The 17,273-nt window shown below is 68.4% G+C and carries 13 protein-coding genes; 10 read left to right on the top strand and 3 right to left on the bottom strand.

What is annotated here, in order from left to right; genetic code table 11:
• Window position 1: 1 nt before the first annotated feature.
• The 10 genes from NX774_RS14585 to NX774_RS14540 all read left to right on the top strand — a co-directional run bounded on the left by NX774_RS14585 (window position 2) and on the right by NX774_RS14540 (window position 13,470).
• The gene (locus NX774_RS14585; RefSeq protein WP_258822967.1) at window positions 2-1,192 is read left to right on the top strand and encodes a TIGR03087 family PEP-CTERM/XrtA system glycosyltransferase; all 1,191 of its coding nucleotides are present in this window, start codon (window positions 2-4) and stop codon (window positions 1,190-1,192) included.
• Window positions 1,186-2,742: an exosortase A gene (xrtA, locus tag NX774_RS14580; RefSeq protein ID WP_258822966.1), complete on the top strand. Its 1,557-nt coding sequence runs from the start codon at window positions 1,186-1,188 to the stop codon at window positions 2,740-2,742. The genes NX774_RS14585 and xrtA overlap by 7 nt, the downstream gene beginning before the upstream one ends.
• A gap of 2 nt (window positions 2,743-2,744) precedes the next feature.
• On the top strand, window positions 2,745-3,938 hold the full coding sequence (locus tag NX774_RS14575; protein ID WP_258822965.1) for a TIGR03088 family PEP-CTERM/XrtA system glycosyltransferase: 1,194 nt from the start codon (window positions 2,745-2,747) through the stop codon (window positions 3,936-3,938).
• Window positions 3,926-5,845 carry an XrtA/PEP-CTERM system amidotransferase gene (locus tag NX774_RS14570; RefSeq protein WP_258822964.1) on the top strand — a complete coding sequence of 640 codons (1,920 nt, stop codon included), beginning with the start codon at window positions 3,926-3,928 and terminating at the stop codon, window positions 5,843-5,845. Before NX774_RS14575 ends, NX774_RS14570 begins: the two co-directional genes overlap by 13 nt.
• The gene (locus NX774_RS14565; RefSeq protein ID WP_258822963.1) at window positions 5,842-7,050 is read left to right on the top strand and encodes a TIGR04063 family PEP-CTERM/XrtA system glycosyltransferase; all 1,209 of its coding nucleotides are present in this window, start codon (window positions 5,842-5,844) and stop codon (window positions 7,048-7,050) included. The genes NX774_RS14570 and NX774_RS14565 overlap by 4 nt, the downstream gene beginning before the upstream one ends.
• Window positions 7,047-8,249 (top strand): glycosyltransferase family 4 protein, encoded by a 1,203-nt coding sequence (locus tag NX774_RS14560; protein WP_258822962.1) that lies wholly within the window; start codon window positions 7,047-7,049, stop codon window positions 8,247-8,249. Before NX774_RS14565 ends, NX774_RS14560 begins: the two co-directional genes overlap by 4 nt.
• A gap of 83 nt (window positions 8,250-8,332) precedes the next feature.
• Window positions 8,333-9,643, top strand: a complete 1,311-nt coding sequence (locus NX774_RS14555; RefSeq protein ID WP_258822961.1) for a putative O-glycosylation ligase, exosortase A system-associated — start codon at window positions 8,333-8,335, stop codon at window positions 9,641-9,643.
• The gene (locus NX774_RS14550; RefSeq protein ID WP_258822960.1) at window positions 9,640-10,683 is read left to right on the top strand and encodes a polysaccharide deacetylase family protein; all 1,044 of its coding nucleotides are present in this window, start codon (window positions 9,640-9,642) and stop codon (window positions 10,681-10,683) included. Before NX774_RS14555 ends, NX774_RS14550 begins: the two co-directional genes overlap by 4 nt.
• A 19-nt stretch (window positions 10,684-10,702) precedes the next feature.
• Window positions 10,703-11,971, top strand: a complete 1,269-nt coding sequence (locus tag NX774_RS14545) for a glycosyltransferase (RefSeq protein WP_258822959.1) — start codon at window positions 10,703-10,705, stop codon at window positions 11,969-11,971.
• Window positions 11,968-13,470 carry a lipopolysaccharide biosynthesis protein gene (locus NX774_RS14540; protein WP_258822958.1) on the top strand — a complete coding sequence of 501 codons (1,503 nt, stop codon included), beginning with the start codon at window positions 11,968-11,970 and terminating at the stop codon, window positions 13,468-13,470. The genes NX774_RS14545 and NX774_RS14540 overlap by 4 nt, the downstream gene beginning before the upstream one ends.
• Here the strand turns inward: NX774_RS14540 and NX774_RS14535 are convergent.
• The 3 genes from NX774_RS14535 to NX774_RS14525 are packed head-to-tail and all read right to left on the bottom strand — an operon-like array spanning window position 13,445 to window position 17,162.
• Window positions 13,445-14,338 (bottom strand): glycosyltransferase, encoded by an 894-nt coding sequence (locus NX774_RS14535; protein ID WP_258822957.1) that lies wholly within the window; start codon window positions 14,336-14,338, stop codon window positions 13,445-13,447. The two genes, NX774_RS14540 and NX774_RS14535, sit on opposite strands and share 26 nt — an antisense overlap.
• Before the next feature lie 11 nt (window positions 14,339-14,349).
• Window positions 14,350-15,585, bottom strand: a complete 1,236-nt coding sequence (locus NX774_RS14530; RefSeq protein WP_258822956.1) for a pyridoxal-dependent decarboxylase, exosortase A system-associated — start codon at window positions 15,583-15,585, stop codon at window positions 14,350-14,352.
• A complete protein-coding gene (locus NX774_RS14525) occupies window positions 15,582-17,162 on the bottom strand; it encodes an acyl-CoA ligase (AMP-forming), exosortase A system-associated (protein WP_258822955.1) in 1,581 nt (526 codons plus the stop codon). The genes NX774_RS14530 and NX774_RS14525 overlap by 4 nt, the downstream gene beginning before the upstream one ends.
• Window positions 17,163-17,273: the final 111 nt, after the last annotated feature.

The following is a 17,273-nucleotide window of genomic DNA, read 5'->3' as shown; positions in this document are numbered from 1 at the left end:
CATGGAAGACCTGCTCCTTTTGGTTCACCGGATCCCGTACCCGCCCAACAAGGGCGACAAGATCCGTTCCTACCATCTGCTCAAGCACCTGGCAAAGGACTACCGCGTGCACCTGGCGACCTTCGTGGACGACCCGGCCGACTGGCAGCATGTGCCGCACGTGGAAGCGATGTGCGCCAGCAGCCACTTCGCCGGCCTGAACCCGGCGCTGGCGCGGGTGCGCAGCCTGGGCGCGCTGGTCAAGGGCCGCTCGCTGTCGCTCGACTACTACCGCGACGCGACGCTACAGCGCTGGGTGGACCAGACCGTCGCCGCGCACGGCATCGAGCGCATCCTCGTGTTTTCGTCGGCCATGGCGCAATACGCCGAGAACCATCCGGGCGCGCGGCGCGTGGTGGACTTTTGCGACGTCGATTCGGACAAATGGCGCCAGTACGCCGAAAAGAAGGCGTGGCCGGTGAGCTGGCTGTACCGCCACGAGGCGAACCAGCTGCTGTCCTACGAGCGCCGGGTGGCTCGCGAGTACGACGCCTCGCTGTTCGTCTCTGCGCCCGAGGCCGAGCTGTTCCGCAGCCTCGCGCCCGAGAGCATCGGCAAGATCGGCTTCTTCAACAACGGCGTGGACACCGAGTACTTCTCGCCCGAGCTCCGGCACGAGAACCCGTACCAGCCGGGCGAACGCGCCATCGTCTTCACCGGCGCCATGGACTACTGGCCCAACGTGGATGCGGTGCAGTGGTTCGCGAGCGCGATCTTCCCGGCGCTGCGCGCGCGCCACGGCGACCTGCGCTTCTATATTGTCGGCGCGCGCCCCACGGCCGCCGTGCAGGCGCTGGCGCAGCATGAAGGCGTGACTGTCACCGGCACCGTCCCGGACGTGCGCCCCTACATTGCGCATGCCAAGGTGGCAGTGGCGCCGCTGCGCGTGGCGCGCGGCATCCAGAACAAGGTGCTCGAAGCGATGGCGATGGCGACCCCGGTGGTGGTGTCGCCACAGGCGCTGGAAGGCATCGACGCCGTGCCCGGCACCGAACTGGTGCTGGCCGAAGACGCGTCCGATTTCGTCGAGGCCGTGTCCGCGCTCTTGTGCGTGCCGGAACACGGCATCGGCAAGGCCGCGCGTGCCCGGGTCGAACGGCAGTACAGCTGGCCGAGCAACCTGGCCTGCATCGGGGAGCGCCTCGAATGCTGACCAAGGCGCCAACCCACGCAATCCGCGTCGCGCAACCTGGCGCGGCACGCGGCGCGCTTCTGCTGGCCGGCCTGTGCCTGCTGGCGCCGTTCTTCCTGTACCTGTCCACCGTGCAGTCGATCGTCGCGGTCTGGAACAGTTCGGACACCTTCGCCCACGGCTACGCCATCCTTCCCATCAGCGCGTGGCTGGTATGGCGCCGCCGCGAGAACTTCACGTACATTCCCGTGGCCCCGTGGTGGCCGGGCCTTGCCGCGCTGGCGCTGGCCGGGGCGGGCTGGCTGCTGGCCACCGTGGGCGAAGTGCAGGTGGTGCGGCAGTATGCGTTCGTGTCGATGATCCCGCTGGGCGTGCTGGCCCTGCTCGGGCCGCGCCTGGCTGCGTCGCTCGCGTTTCCGCTGCTGTTCCTGCTGTTCGCCGTGCCGTTCGGCGAAATCTTCGTGCAGCCGCTGATTAACTTCACGGCCGACTTCACCGTGGCCGCGGTGCGCGCCAGCGGCATACCCGTGCTGCGCACCGGTGCGCGCTTCGAGCTGCCGACCGGCACCTGGTCGGTGGTGGAGGCGTGCAGCGGCATCCGCTACCTGATCTCGTCGATCACGCTCGGCTGCCTGTACGCCTACCTGACCTACCGCTCAATGACACGGCGGGCCATGTTCGTCGCGCTGTCGGTGGTGGTGCCGATCGTGGCCAACGGCCTGCGCGCTTACATGATCGTCATGATCGGCCACCTGTCCGGCATGAAGCTCGCCACCGGCGTGGACCACCTGATCTACGGCTGGCTGTTCTTCGGTCTGGTCATGTTCATCATGTTCTGGATCGGCAGCTACTGGCGCGAGGACGAAGCGCAGGAGCCGGCCGCGCGCAGCAGCGCCCCGGCCGCGCAGCCGGCCGTCACGCACGCCGCTCCCGGCCAGATGGCGCGGATGGCGGCGTACACCCTGCTGCTCGCAGCCCTGTGGCCGGCGCTCGCCCAGTACAACGAGCATGCCAACGCGAACCCGGCGCCGGTGCGGCTTCATGCGCCGCAGGTCGCGTGGCCCGCCACGCCAATGTTCACCGACTGGTCGCCGCGCTTCCTCGCGCCGAGCGCCGGCTACAGCGGCGCGTGGCGCGCGCCCGGCCTGCAGCCGGTCGGGCTGACGGTGCTCTACTACCGCGACCAGGACAGCAGCAGGAGCCTGGTCAGCTCGCTCAACAAGCTGACCAACCCGAACGACGCGTGGCACTGGACGGCTTCCGGAACGCGGACCGAAGCGGTTGCGGGGCGTCCCCTTGCACTGACCGAGACCACGCTCCAAAGCGGGAAGGGTTCGCTACTCGTCTGGCAGTGGATGTGGGTCGGCGGCCAGTACACCACCAGTGCCTACAAGGCCAAGCTGCTGCAGGCACGTTCGAAACTGCTGCTGCGCGGCGACGACGGCGCGGCGCTGCTGCTGTACGCGCCGTTCACCGAGTCGCCGGAGGAAGCGCGCCGTGCGATGCGCGCCTTCCTGTCCGCGCATGGCGACGCCATCGGCGCGGCGCTCGCCGACGCAAAGGGAGGTTGACGATGACAACGCAAGCCCTGCACCCGGAAGCCGCGCCGCTGGTGGCGCACCTGATCTACCGGCTCGACATCGGCGGGCTGGAGACCCTCCTCGTCGATTCGATCAACCGCATGCCGGTTGGCGCCTACCGCCACGTCGTCATCTGCCTGACCGACTACACGGACTTCGCCAAGCGCATCACGCGCCCGGACGTGGAGCTGCATGCGCTATACAAGCGGCCTGGCCTGTCGCTGGGCACGCACGGCGCGCTGTTCAAGCTGCTGCGCCGCCTGCGCCCCGACATCCTGCATACCTACAACCTGGGCGCCATCGAGTACGCGTTCACGGCCGCGCTGGCAGGCGTGCCGGCCCGCGTGCACGCCGAACACGGGCGCAATGCGCGCGACCCCAACGGCAGCAACCGAAAACACAACCTGCTGCGCCGCCTGCTGGTGCCGTTCATCGACCGCTACGTGCCGGTCTCCACCGACCTGCAGCGCTGGCTGTCCGGCGTGGTCGGCATTCCGGCCGCGAAGATCCGTTTCATCGGCAATGGGGTGGACACGCAGCGCTTCGGCGCGGCCGCGGCGAGGGAAGACCAGCGCGAGCCGTGGATGGAACCGGGTCGCTTTGTCATCGGCACCGTGGGCAGGCTGCAGGATGTGAAGGACCAGGCCACGCTGGTCGAGGCGTTTGCCCGCCTGCGCGACATGCTGCCATCCGAACAGCACCGCCTGCGGCTGGTGATCGTCGGCGACGGCCCGCTGCGCGGCGCGCTGGCCGAACGCATTTCCACCCTTGGCCTGCGCAATTGCGTGTGGCTGGCCGGCCCGCGCACCGACGTGGCACAGGTGATGCGCAGCTTTTCGCTGTTCGCGCTGTCGTCGATCGCGGAAGGCACACCGGTCACGCTGCTGGAAGCGATGGCAACCGAGCTGCCGGTGGTGGCGACGGCCGTGGGCGGCATTCCCGAACTCGTGCTCGATGGCGTCACCGGAACCCTGGTGCCGCCGCTTGATGCCGACCGGATGGCGCGCGCCCTGCTCGGCTACGTGATGGACAGCGAGCGTGCCCGCAACCATGGCGCGGCGGGCCGGGCGCGCGTCGAACAGCACTACAGCATCGCCGCCATGCTCGGCCACTACCTGGCCCTGTACGACGAGCTGTGCAAACCCAGGAAAACACTCAAGCAAGCAATCACACCATGTGCGGAATAGTTGGAATGTTTGATACGCAGGGCGCGCGCGACATCGATCGCGCCGCGCTGCACCGGATGAACGACAGCCAGTTCCACCGCGGACCGGTGGAAGGCGACGTGCACGTCGAGCCCGGCCTGGGCTTTGGCCACAGGCGCCTCTCGATCATCGACCTGGCATCGGGCCTGCAACCGCTGTTCAACGAGGACCACAGCGTGGTCGTCGTGTTCAATGGCGAGATCTACAACTTCAGGGCGCTGATGCGCGAGCTCTCCACACGCGGCCACACCTTCCGCACCCGCTGCGACACCGAGGTGATCGTGCACGCGTGGGAGGAATGGGGCGAACAGTGCGTGCAGCGGCTGCGCGGCATGTTTTCGTTCGCGATCTGGGACCGCAACCGCAAGACGCTGTTCCTCGCGCGCGACCGCCTGGGCATCAAGCCGATGCACTACGCGCTGCTGCCCGACGGGATGTTCGTGTTCGGCTCCGAGCTCAAGTCGATCATGGCCGCACCAGGCCTGTCGCGCGAGATCGACCCGTGCGCGGTCGAGGACTACTTCGCCTACGGCTACGTACCCGAGCCGCGCACCATCTTCAAGGCCGCGCGCAAGCTCAAGCCCGGCTACACGCTCACGCTCAAGGCAGGCGAGCCGCTCGCAGCGCCCAAGCGCTACTGGGATGTGCCGTTCAAACCGCACTACGGCATGACCGACCGCGACATCGAGGGCGAACTGATCCCGCGCCTGCGCGAGGCGGTCGAAAGCCACCTCGTGTCGGACGTGCCGCTGGGCGCCTTCCTGTCCGGCGGCGTCGATTCGAGCGCGGTGGTGGCGATGATGGCCGGCGTGACCAACGGCCCGGTCAACACCTGCTCGATCGCCTTCGACGACCCGGCCTTCGACGAATCGGAATACGCGCGCCAGGTGGCCACGCGCTACGGCACCATTCACCAGTGCGAGACGGTCAGCAAGGACGACTACGGCCTCATCGACACGCTGGCCGCGCTGTACGACGAGCCGTATGCCGACAGCTCGGCGATCCCCACCTACCGCGTCTGCCAGCTCGCGCGCAAGCGCGTGACGGTGGCGCTGTCCGGCGACGGTGGCGACGAGAACTTTGCCGGCTACCGCCGCCACCGGATGGCGATGGGCGAAGAGCGCGTGCGCTCCATGCTGCCGCTGGCGGTGAGGAAGCCCGTGTTCGGCTTTCTGGGCGCCGCCTACCCCAAGGCCGACTGGGCGCCGCGCGTGTTCCGCGCCAAGACCACCTTCGAGGCGCTGGCGCGCGACCTCACCGAGGGCTACTTCCACGGCGTATCGATGCTGAACGACCGCGTGCGTTCGCAGCTGTTTTCGCATGGATTTCGCAGCCAGCTGCAGGGCTACCGCGCGATCGAAGTCATGCGCGGCTACGCGGCCGAGGCGCCAACCGACGACCCGCTGTCGCTGGTCCAGTACATCGACATGAAGACCTACCTGCCGGGCGACATCCTGACCAAGGTGGACCGCGCCAGCATGGCGCACTCGCTCGAAGTGCGGGTGCCGCTGCTGGACCACGAGTTCGTCGAGTGGGTGTCGGGCCTGCCGCCATCGTCGAAGCTGCGCAACGGCGAAGGCAAGCACCTGTTCAAGAAGGCGCTCAAGCCCTACCTGTCCGACGACATCCTGTACCGCAAGAAGATGGGATTTTCGATCCCGCTCGCGGCCTGGCTGCGCGGGCCGCTGCGCGAGACCATGAAGCAGGCCGTGCTCAACCCGGCTTTGGAGGGTACCGGCATCTTCAACCAACACTACCTCAGGCAGATGGTGGACGAACACCAGTCCGGCGCCCACGACCACAGCACCGCGCTGTGGCAGGTGCTGATGTTCGACGCCTTCCTGCGCAAGAACGGCGCCGATGGCGCGCATGGGAGCACCGCACAATGAAAGTACTGCACGTCCTGGACCATTCGATACCGCTACACAGCGGCTACACCTTCCGCACGCGCTCGATCCTGCGCGAACAGCGCGCGCTCGGCTGGGAGACCTTTCACGTCACGGGCGCCAAACAGGGCGCCACCGACGCACTGGAAGAGACCGTGGACGGCCTGCACTTCTACCGCACCCCGGCAGGCATGCTGTCGAAATTGCCGGTGCTGAGCCAGAAGGACGTGATTGACGGCCTGGCAAGGCGGCTGGGCGAGATCATCCCGAAGATCAAGCCCGACGTGCTGCATGCGCACTCGCCAAGCCTGAACGCGATCGCTGCACTGCGGGCCGGCAAGCGCTTCGGCATCCCGGTGGTGTACGAAGTGCGGGCGTTCTGGGAAGACGCCGCGGTGGACCACGGCACCACGGCCGAAAACGGCCTGCGCTACAAGCTCACCCGCGCGCTCGAAACCTATGCCCTCAAACAGGCCGATGCCGTCACCACCATCTGCGAGGGGCTGCGCCGCGACATCGTTGCGCGCGGCATCCCGGCCGAGAAGGTGACCGTCATCCCGAATGCGGTGGACATCGAGAAGTTTTCGGTCGGCGGCACGGCCGACATGGAGCTCAAGACCAGGCTTGGCCTGCAGGGTTCGCGCCTGATCGGCTTCATCGGCTCGTTCTACGCCTACGAGGGGCTGGACATCCTGCTGCGCGCGGTGCCCAGGCTCGCGGCGCGCCATCCGGATTTGCGCGTGCTGCTGGTGGGCGGCGGGCCGCAGGACGGGCAGCTGCGCCGGCTGTCCAGGGAGCTGCGCATCGAGGACAAGGTTGTCTTCACAGGCCGCGTGCCGCACGACCAGGTACAGAAGTATTACGACCTGCTGGACGTGCTGGTGTACCCGCGTTCGTCGATGCGCCTCACCGACCTGGTCACGCCGCTCAAGCCGCTGGAGGCGATGGCGCAAGGCCGCGTGCTGGCCGCGTCGGACGTCGGCGGACACCTGGAGCTCATCGCAGACGGCAAGACGGGCGTGCTGTTCAAGGCCGACGACCCCGACGCACTGGCCGACAAGGTGGGCGCGCTGCTGGCGTCGCGCCAGGAATGGCCGCACCTGCGCGCGGCGGGACGCAAGTACGTCGAGAGCGAGCGCAACTGGCCGGTGAGCGTGGCACGCTACAAGAGCATTTACGGCCGCCTCACCGGAAGGCCGGGCGCATGAAGATCCTGACCTTCAGCACGCTGTTCCCGAACGCCGAAAAGCCCGGCCACGGCATCTTCGTCGAAACCCGCCTGCGCCACCTGGTCGCCAGCGGCAAGGTCGAATCGCGCGTGGTGGCGCCGGTGCCGTGGTTCCCGAGCGGGCACGAACGCTTTGGTGCATGGGCGCGCTTTGCCAGGGTGCCGCGCGCCGAAACGCGCCACGGCCTGTTGGTCGAGCATCCACGCTACCCGGTGCTGCCCAAGATCGGCATGAACGTGGCGCCCGCCCTGCTCGCGCAGGCGGCCAAGGGCACCATCGCCCGCATCATCGACGAGGGCTACGACTTCGACCTGATCGACGCGCACTACTTCTACCCGGACGGCGTGGCCGCTGCCATGCTGGGCCGCTACTTCAACAAGCCGGTGGTGGTGACGGCACGCGGCTCGGACATCACCCTGATCCCGCGCTATCGCCTGCCGCGCATGATGATTCGCTGGGCCGCGCAACAGGCGAGCGCCGTGATCACCGTCTGCAACGCGCTGCGCGACGAAGTGGTGGCGCTCGGCGTGGACCCCGGCCGTGTGACCTCGCTGCGCAACGGCGTGGACCTGGATCTGTTCCAGCCGGTGGCGCGCAAGGACAACCCGGCATTCACGCTGCTCGCGGTCGGGCACCTGGTGCCGGTCAAGGGACAGGACTTGACCATCGCGGCCCTGCCCATGCTGCCGGATACGCGGCTGATGCTGGCCGGAGACGGTCCGGACCGCGGCAAGCTGGAAGCGCTGGCGCACAAGCTTGGCGTGGCCACCCGCGTCCAATTCCTCGGCGCGGTGCCGCAGTCCGAACTGCCGCGGCATTACGCCGCCGCCGACGCGCTGGTGCTGGCATCGAGCCGCGAGGGCTGGGCCAACGTGCTGCTCGAGTCGATGGCGTGCGGGACCCCGGTGGTCGCCAGCCGCGTCTACGGCACCCCTGAAGTGGTGGCAGCGCTTGACGCGGGCGTGCTGATGAACGAGCGCAGCGCGCGCGGCGTGGCGGAAGCGGTGATCGCGCTGCGCAGCCGCTACCCCGACCGGGCCGCTACGCGCCGCTACGCCGAGCGCTTCAGCTGGGACGACACCACCGCCGGTCAAATCAAGGTATTCGGGCAGGCGCTCGAGCGCCATGCAATCAAAGGAAACCAAACATGGAAAGCATACTGTGGGCCCTCGACCTGATCGCGGTGCTGGTGCTGTGCCGGTGGGCGATCGCGCAGGACGTCAAGGCTGCGCGCAAGAACGACAAGCGGCCGGGGTAAGTCATGCGTGATGCGTTTTTGCTGGCCGTGCTGCCATTCATGCTGTACGCGATCGCCAGGCGCCCGTTCATCGGGCTCGGGCTGTGGATCTGGACCGCGCTGTTTTTCCCCAATGGTTGGGTGTACGGCCCGGCTGCCGCGATCCGCTACAACCTGCTGTTCGCGGCCTTGGCGATTTTCAGCTACCTGACGACCCGGTACAAGCCAAGGTTCGCCTTCAGCGGCACCGCCTTCCTTGTGCTGCTGTTCTTTGCCTGGACCACCGGCAGCACGATGACGGCACTTGGCCGGCCCGAGCTGGCCTGGGAGATCTGGGACCGCTTCATGAAGGTGGTGGTGCTGTTCGTGTTCGTGCTGGCCATCGTGGACAGCAAGCTGCATTTCGACTTCTTCCTCGGCTGCGTGGTGCTGTCCGTGGGCTTTTATGCCGACATCGAGGCGCTCAAGTTCCTCGCCAGCGGCGGCGGCCACAAGATCGAAGGCATGGCCGGGCACGTGCTGGGCGACCGCAATGAACTCGCCGTCGCCTTCGTGATGCTGCTGCCGATCTGCGCTTACCTGCTGCGCGAATACGGCAAGCAGTCGCGCGCGCTGTCGATTGGCCTGCTCGGGACGATCGCGCTCACGGTGGTGGCCATCGTCGGCACCCAGTCGCGCGGCGGTTTCATCGCGCTGCTCGCACTGGGCGCCTACTTCTTCATCAAGACCGACCGCAAGCTGCTGGTGACGACGATGGTGGCGGTGCTCGCGCTGGGCGTGTCGCAGGTGGCGACGGCGGAATGGCTGTCGCGTATCGACAGCATCAATTCGGCCGGCAAGGATGCCTCGTTCATGGGCCGGGTGGTCGCGTGGAAGCTGTCGATGATCATGGCGATGCGCCACCCGTTCTTTGGCGGCGGCTTCAAAGGGCTCGAGTACTTCCCGGTCTGGTCCTCGCTGTCGCAAGACTTCTTTTCCTACCCGTGGTTCTACACCGGGGACGCGCTGCCGGACACGGAAAAGGCGCGCGCGGCCCACAGCGTGTACTTCCAGGTGCTGGGCGACCACGGCTTCTTCGGCCTGGCGATCTACCTCGGGATCCTGGTGGGCGCATTCCGCACCGCGCAGCGCGTCGCCAGGCGCGCACGCGCGGCGGCATCCGCCCAGTGGATCGCCCAAGCCGCCACCACGCTGCAGCTGACGCTGTTTGCGTTTTGCGTAGGCGGCGCCGCACTCAGCTTCGCCTACTTCGACCTGACCTTCGCGATCATTGCGCTGCTGATCGTGCTGGAAAAGAGGATTCTCCCGCGGGCACTGGCGGAGGCGCCGCGATGACGACGCACACCGGTTTCACGCGCAGCCTGCTGCGCCTTGCCGGCGACGCCATCGCGCGCAGCCAGCGCGAGCCCAGCCTGTGCGTGGTCAACTACCACCGTATCCTCGCGCGCCCGGACCCGCTGCTCGACTCGGAGCCCGACGTTGCGGCCTTTCGCTGGCAGATGGCGCTGCTCGCCGAGTGCTTCCATGTGATGCCGCTGCGCGCTGCGCTGGCCGCGCTCGATGCGGGGAACCTGCCGCCGCGTACCGTCTGCATCACCTTCGACGACGGCTACCGCTCGGTCCACGAACTGGCCCTGCCGGTGCTGGAGGAATTGGGCCTGCCGGCAACGGTATTCGTCACGAGCGGCCACGTGGGCAGGGGCAGCATGTGGAACGACCGCATCATCGAGGCGGTGCAGGCGTTGCCTGCCGGCGCGCTCGACCTGTCGGACCTGGGCCTGCCGCGCTACCCGCTTGCCAACGAGGCCGACCGCAAGCGCGCCACCGCCGGCCTGACCGAAGCATCGAAATACCTGCCGCCGCCGGCGCGCGCGGCACTGGTGGAACGCCTTGCCACACTGGCCGGCACCGGCGACGCGCCGGGCCTGATGCTCACGCCCGAGATGGTGGTGGACCTGGACCGCCGCGGCGTGGAAATCGGCGCCCACACCATCACCCACCCGATCCTGACCAGCCTGGACGACGACGCCGCGCGCGCGGAAATCCGCAATGGCAAACAGGAGCTGGAAGCGCTGATCGGCAAACCCGTGCGCCTGTTCGCCTACCCCAACGGCAAGGCCGGCAAGGACTTCGACGCGCGCCACGTGGCGATGGTGCGCGAGGCCGGCTTCGAAGCCGCGTTCACCACGGCGGTGGGCGCGATCGGTGGCATGGCCGACCGCTTCCAGCTGCCGCGCAGCCGGCCGTGGGATAAAAGGCCGCTGCTGTTCGGCCTGCGGCTGCTGCAGTGGCTGGCGCAAGGCGCACCGGCGCGGCATGAATACGCAAACAGGATGGCGCGCCTCGCCGGCAGCGACAACGCCGCCATCCGCTAGCCCATACAAGAGCATGAGCATGACCAAACGCGCACTACTGATCGCATTTCACTTTCCGCCGCAGGCAGCAAGCAGCGGCATCCAGCGCACGCTGAGCTTTTCTCGCCACCTTGGCAAGAACGGCTGGGAGCCGCTGGTGCTCTCGGCCCACCCGCGCGCCTACCCCGAACAGAACCCGTCGCAGCTGGCCAGCGTGCCGGCCGGGCTGGTGGTCAAGCGCGCGTTTGCGCTCGACACCAAGCGCGACCTGGGCGTGCGCGGGCGCTACCTCGGCCCGCTGGCCCTGCCCGACCGCTGGGTTTGGTGGTGGTTCGCGGCGGTGCCCGCGGGCCTGGCGATGATACGCCGCCACCGCCCGCAGGTGATCTGGTCCACCTTCCCGATCGCCACCGCGCACCTGATCGGCCTGGCGTTGCACCGCCTGACCGGCCTGCCGTGGATCGCCGATTTCCGCGACCCGATGCTGCAAAGCGCCTACCCCAGCTACGGCCTGCAGCGCAAAGCGTATGCGTGGATCGAGCGCCAGACCATCCGGCGCTGCCACAAGGCGGTGTTCACGACGCACAGCGCAATGGCCTCGTACAAGGCCCGGTTCCCCGAGCTGGCGCCTGACAAGTGCATGGTGATCGAAAACGGCTACGACGAAGACAACTTCACGATGGCGGGCGCGCTGCAGACGGAAGCGCCGCACCCGGCTGGCCGGGTGACGCTGGTGCACAGCGGCCTGCTGTACGACACCGGACGCGACCCGAGCGCCTTTTTCGAGGCGATCGCGCGCCTGAAACGCGCGGGCACGGTGGATGCCGGCAAGCTGCGCGTGATCCTGCGCGCGCCCGGCAACGAGCAGGCCATCGCGGCATGCGCGCGGCGCCTGGGCGTGGACGACATTGCCGAGGTCGCGCCGGCCGTGCCCTATCGCGAGGCGCTGCAGGAAATGCTGGCCGCGGACGGCCTGCTGGTGTTCCAGGGCACGCCGTTCAATACCCAGGTTCCGGCCAAGGTGTACGAATACTTCCGCGCGCGCCGCCCGATCCTGGGGCTGGTGGACCGTACCGGCGAAACGGCGCGGGTGCTCGGCGCGGCAGGCTTTGACAGCATCGCGACCATGGACGCGCCGGACGAGATCGCGGGCGTGCTGGAACGCTTCCTGCGCGACGTGCGCGATGGCAGCGCGCACGTGGCCTCGCCCGATCTGGTGATCCGGTCGTCGCGCGCGGGCCGGGCGCGCCAGCTTGCCGGCTTGTTCGACGAGGCGGTGGGCGAGCGCGTGTGCATGGAGGCCGCATGAGCGACATCGACCGCAAGATCGCCAAGGGCGCGGCCTGGATGGTGCTGTTCAAGCTGGTCGACCGCGGCATCGGCGTGGTCAGCACCGTGGTCCTCGCGCGCTTGCTGCTGCCGGCGGACTTCGGCCTGGTGGCCATGGCGATGACGCTGATCGGCGCGCTGCAGCTGCTGGTGGCGTTCAGCTTCGATGTGGCGCTGATCCAGAATCCGGACGCCGGCCGTGACGAATTCGATACGGCCTGGACCTTCAACGTGTTGTTCGCCGCCGCCTGCGGCGTGGTGCTGGCCCTGCTGGCGCCAATGGCCGCCGTCTTTTACAACGAGCCGCGGCTGGCGCCGGTGATCTATTCGCTCGCCATCGGCTTTGTGCTGCAGGGCTTTTCCAATATCGGCCCGGTGAGCTTTCGGCGCGAGATGCGCTTTGACCGCGAGTTCAAGTTCCTGCTCGGGAAGCGCATGGCCACCTGCGTCACCATCCCGCTCGCCTTTTACCTGCACAACTACTGGGCGCTGGTGATCGGCCAGCTGACCGGGACCGTGCTGTCGGTCTGGCTGTCCTACAGCGTGAGCGACTACCGGCCGCGCTTTTCGCTGCGCGCCAAGGTGGACCTGTTCCACAAGTCGAAGTGGCTCATGGTGAACAACCTGTTCCAGTTCCTGAATAACCGCGCCGGACAGTTCATCCTTGGCCGCTACGCTGGCGCCCAGGCGCTGGGCGTGTACTCGATCGCGTCCGAAATCTCGTCGCTGCCCACCACCGAGCTGGTCGCGCCGGTGAACCGCGCGGCCTTCCCCGGCTACGCCAAGGCAGCCGGCAACCTGGCGGCGCTGCGCGCGAGCTTTTTGAACGTGGTGTCCTCGATCGCGATGGTTGCGCTGCCCGCCGGCGTGGGCATCCTGGTCGTGGCCGACCTGCTGGTGCCGGCGGCGCTGGGGTGGAAATGGCAGTCGGCCGTGCCGATCATCCAGATCCTCGCGATCTACGGTGTCATCGAGGCAGTACAGAACAACATCGGCTACGTGTACCTTGCGCTCGGCCGCACCACGCTCATCACCTGGACGGCCGGCTTGCAGTTCGCGCTGCTGGTGTCGATGCTTATCCCGGGAATCCTGTGGTTCGGGGTGCTCGGCGCCGCCGGCGCGTTCCTGATCACGATGATCCTGATGATCCCGGTGAACCAGTACCTGATCGCGCGCTGCCTGGGACTGTCGGCACTGCAGTTCGTGCGCCACGTGATGCGGCCGCTCGTGGCATCGAGCATCATGGGCGGCGTGGTGCTGCTGCTGAAGGACGCGCTGCAGCCGCGCCCGGTCACGCTCGATTACGTCATGGCCCTGCTGCTGTGCGTGGCCGCAGGCGCCCTGGTGTATGTGGGATCGCTGTATGCGCTGTGGCGCTGGGCCGCGCGCCCGTCCGGCCCGGAAGGCTATGCGTTCGCCCGGCTGGAGGAGATGCTGCGCAGGCTGGGCAGGGTCAGCTCGCAGCCGCCGGGCGCTTGAACGCGAACGGCAGCAGCTTGCGCGACCAGGCAAGGTAGCGCCAGCCGCCCGGCAACAGCAGGCTGCGCGCGTGCAGGGCCAGTGCGCGGCCGTAGCGCCCTGCCATGCGCGCCTGGTCCGCCAGGTCGTGGCAGGCCGCGCCCACCTTGCCGCGCACCTGGCGCGCCACCGGTGCCGGCAGCGGCAGCGCCGCGATGCGCCGCAGTACATCCAGCTCCGCGGCGCGGTACGCGTCGGACTTGGACAGCGAGGCCGGCGTGTCATGGATACGGAAAGTCGGCGTGTCCACGAAAGCCATGTTGAAGTCAAGCGCCAGCCGGTAGGCCAGGTAGGTCCATTCCAGGAAGGGCGCAGGATCGTCGAAATAGACCGGCCCGATGCTGCTGGTGCGGAACAGGCCGCCGCACGAGGCGAGCCAGTTTTCGCGCGCCAGCGCCGCCAGCGGGTCGGCACGCACGGCCGCCGCGCAAGAGACCATCAGCCTGTCCTCGCCGCCCACGCAGCGGTAGCCGTTGGTGGCGACAAAACCGAGCCGGGGATCGGCCAACAGCGGCGCGCAGCGCAGCGCCAGCGCCTGCGGCTGGTATTCGTCATCGTCGTCCAGGAATGCGAAGAACTCGGTGTCCACCAGCGTGCGGCCGTGGCGCTGCGCCAGCGGCGCACTGCCTTCTTCCCGGTACGCGACCGTGATGTCGGGGCGCTCACGCAGTTCCGCCAGCTTTGCCGCATCGAAGCGCTTGCCGTTGACGACCACGATCACCTTCACGTCCACGCCTTCGCTGGCGCGGGTGCTGGCAATGGCGCGTTGCAGCGACGACCAGCGGCGCTCTTCGCACGTGGTGGGGATGATCACGGAGACGGTCGGCATGCGCTACTCCTTCAGACGAGGACTTCGACAGCGTTCGGGTGGCTCAGGAAACCGGCGGGGCTGGCCGAGATGCCGTAGGCGCCGGACTGGAACACGACCACCAGGTCGCCCACGTTCGCGCGCGGCAGCTCCATCTTGTCGGCCAACAGGTCAAGCGGCGTGCACAGCGGGCCCACCACGGACACCACCTCGGCCTGGCCGCCACCCATGCGGTTGCCTATCGCAACGGGGTAGTTCTTGCGGATCACCTGGCCGAAATTGCCCGATGCGGCAAGGTGGTGGTGCAGGCCGCCGTCCGTGACCAGGAACACCTGGCCGCGCGAGACTTTGCGGTCCACCACGCGCGCCACGTACACCCCGGCTTCGCCCACCAGGTAGCGCCCCAGCTCGATCGACACTTCGGCCTGCGGCAGCGCCGCCTGCACGTGCGGCAGCGCCTGGCGCAGGTGCGCGGCGATCGGCGCCAGGTCGAGCGGCGCCTCGCCGGGGAAGTAGGGAATGCCGAAGCCGCCGCCGATGTTCAGCACGCGCACCGGGTGCCGGCACGACTGCGCCAGCCGCTCGGCCAGCGCAAAGGTCTGCGCCTGCGCTTCGACGATCGCCTCGGCCTTCAGGCTCTGCGATCCGCTGAAGATATGAAAACCCAGCACGTCCAGTCCCAGCCCGGCGGCCAGCGCCAGTACGCGCGGCATCTCCTCGGCGTCGATGCCGAACTGCTTGGCGCCGCCGCCCATGCGCATGCCCGAGCCCTTGAGCTCGAAGTCGGGATTGACGCGGATGACCACCAGCGGCGCGATGCCGAGCTCCTGGCCGATGCGCGCCAACGCATGCAGTTCGCGCTCGGACTCCGCGTGCACGTGCACGCCGGCCGCCACCGCCTGCGCCAGTTCGGCGTCGGACTTGCCGGGGCCGGCAAAGCTGATGCATTCGGGCGCCATGCCGGCGTCCAGCGCGGTCTTCAGTTCGCCGCCGGAGGCCACGTCCAGCCCGTCCACCAGCGCGGCCATGTGCTGCACCAGCGCCGGCATCGGGTTGGCCTTGATCGAATAGTGCAGGCGCACGCCGTCCGGCAGGCAGTCGCGCACCTGGCGCACGCGGTCGCTCACCACCTTGCGGTCGTAGGCGTAGAAGGGCGTGCGGCCGACCCGCTGTGCCAGGCGGGTGAGCGGTACGCCGCCCACGTGGAGGACGCCGTCAACGACCGGGAACCGGCTCTGGGCGGCGTGGACTGGTTTGGTGGTGCTCATGGATTGGAGGCTTTGTCGAACAAGGTCATGAAGGATTGGCGCAGCAGCGTGCGGTCGATCTTGCCGTTCGGGTTGCGCGGGAACGGTTCGCCCCGCACCTCGACGTGCGCGGGCACCATGTACGCCGGCAGGCGGCGCTGGCACTCCTTGAGCAGCGCCGCCGGCTCCAGCGTGGCCTCGCGCGCGACGGCGAGCAGCACGATCGCCTGCCCCAGCGCCGGGTGCGGCACGCCGAACGCGGCCACTTCCTGCACCAGGGCGGTCGCATGCACCGCCTCCTCGACCTCGGTGGGGCTGATGCGGTAGCCGGACACCTTGATCATGTCGTCGCTGCGGCCGATGAAGTACAGGTAGCCCTCTTCGTCCATGCGCACGGTGTCGCCGGACCACACGGCCATTTCGGTGATCGGCAGCGCCGGGTCCTGGCCGGGCGCCGGCTTGAAGCGCTCGGCCGTCTTGGCCGGGTCGTTCCAGTAGCCGAGCGAGACCAGCGCACCGCGGTGCACCAGTTCGCCGGGCTCGTTCGGCGCGCACGGCGTGCCGTCCGGGCGCACCACCATCACCTCGGCGTTCGGGATCGCGCGGCCCATCGAATCGGGGCGGCGGTCCAGTTCGGACGGCGGCAGGTAGGTCGAGCGAAACGCCTCGGTCAGGCCGTACATCAGGAACAGGTCGGCCTCGGGCAGCGCCGCGCGCAGCGCCGCCACGGTCGGGCGCGGCATGGCGCCGCCGGAATTGGTCAAGAAGCGCAGCGTGTTCGGTTGCGGCCAGGGCAGCGCGGCCAGCTGGATCCACAGCGGCGGCACCGCGGCCAGGCCGGTGATGCCCTCGAGCGCGACCATCTTCACGATGTCGCGCGCGAACAGGTGGTTCATCAGCACCACGCTGGCGCCGTGCAGGAACGCGGTGGTGAGCTGGGACAGCCCGTAGTCGAAGCTGAGCGGCAGCACCGACAGGATGCGGTCGGCGGCGGTGATCCCGAGGTAGCTGGCCACGCTCTGCGCGCCCGCCACCATGTTCCGATGCGAGAGCACCACGCCCTTCGGCTTGCCGGTGCTGCCCGAGGTGTACAGGATCGCGGCCATGTCGGCGTCGATGACGCGGCGGCTTGCGAGCAGCGGCGCTTGCGGCTCGGCCTGCGCCGCTTCCCACGAGCGCACCGGCGCCGCGTGGTCGCGCGCAGGGCCGGTCACGAACACGGTGCGCAGGTCCGGGCAGCGCGCCAGCACGCCATCGAGCTGCGCCAGGCGCTCGGGCGAGGTCACCAGCACGCGCACATTGCAGTCGGCCAGGATATGCGCCACCTGCTCGGCCTTGAGCAGCGGGTTCACCGGCACGAACACAGCGCCGGCCAGGCTGGCGCCGTACATCGCGGCCACGTTCTCGATCCGCTTTTCCAGGTACACCGCAACCCGGTCGGCACGCTGTACGCCCGCGGCAAGCAGCGCGCCGGCGGCGCGGCGCACGGCGGCGGCCAGCGCCGCGTAGTCGAGCCGCTCGTTCCCGTAGGCGAGCGCTGCGGCCTGCGGGGTGCGGGCGGCGGTTTCAAAAATGACGTCGTGGATCAGGACTGGCATAGGCGGAACGTATTCGCGCGCCGCGCTGAGCGTGGCGCAAGACAGGCCGCAATCTTAACAGTTTGTGGTCAATGGCCGCAGACGATTGTTTAGTTTCGGACATATCTCGTG

This window comes from Massilia agilis (genome assembly GCF_024756255.1).
GTDB classification, from domain to species: Bacteria; Pseudomonadota; Gammaproteobacteria; order Burkholderiales; family Burkholderiaceae_D; genus Telluria; species Telluria agilis.
The sequence above is the reverse complement of the archived record's forward strand: the minus strand, read 5'-3'. Positions and strand labels throughout refer to the sequence as shown.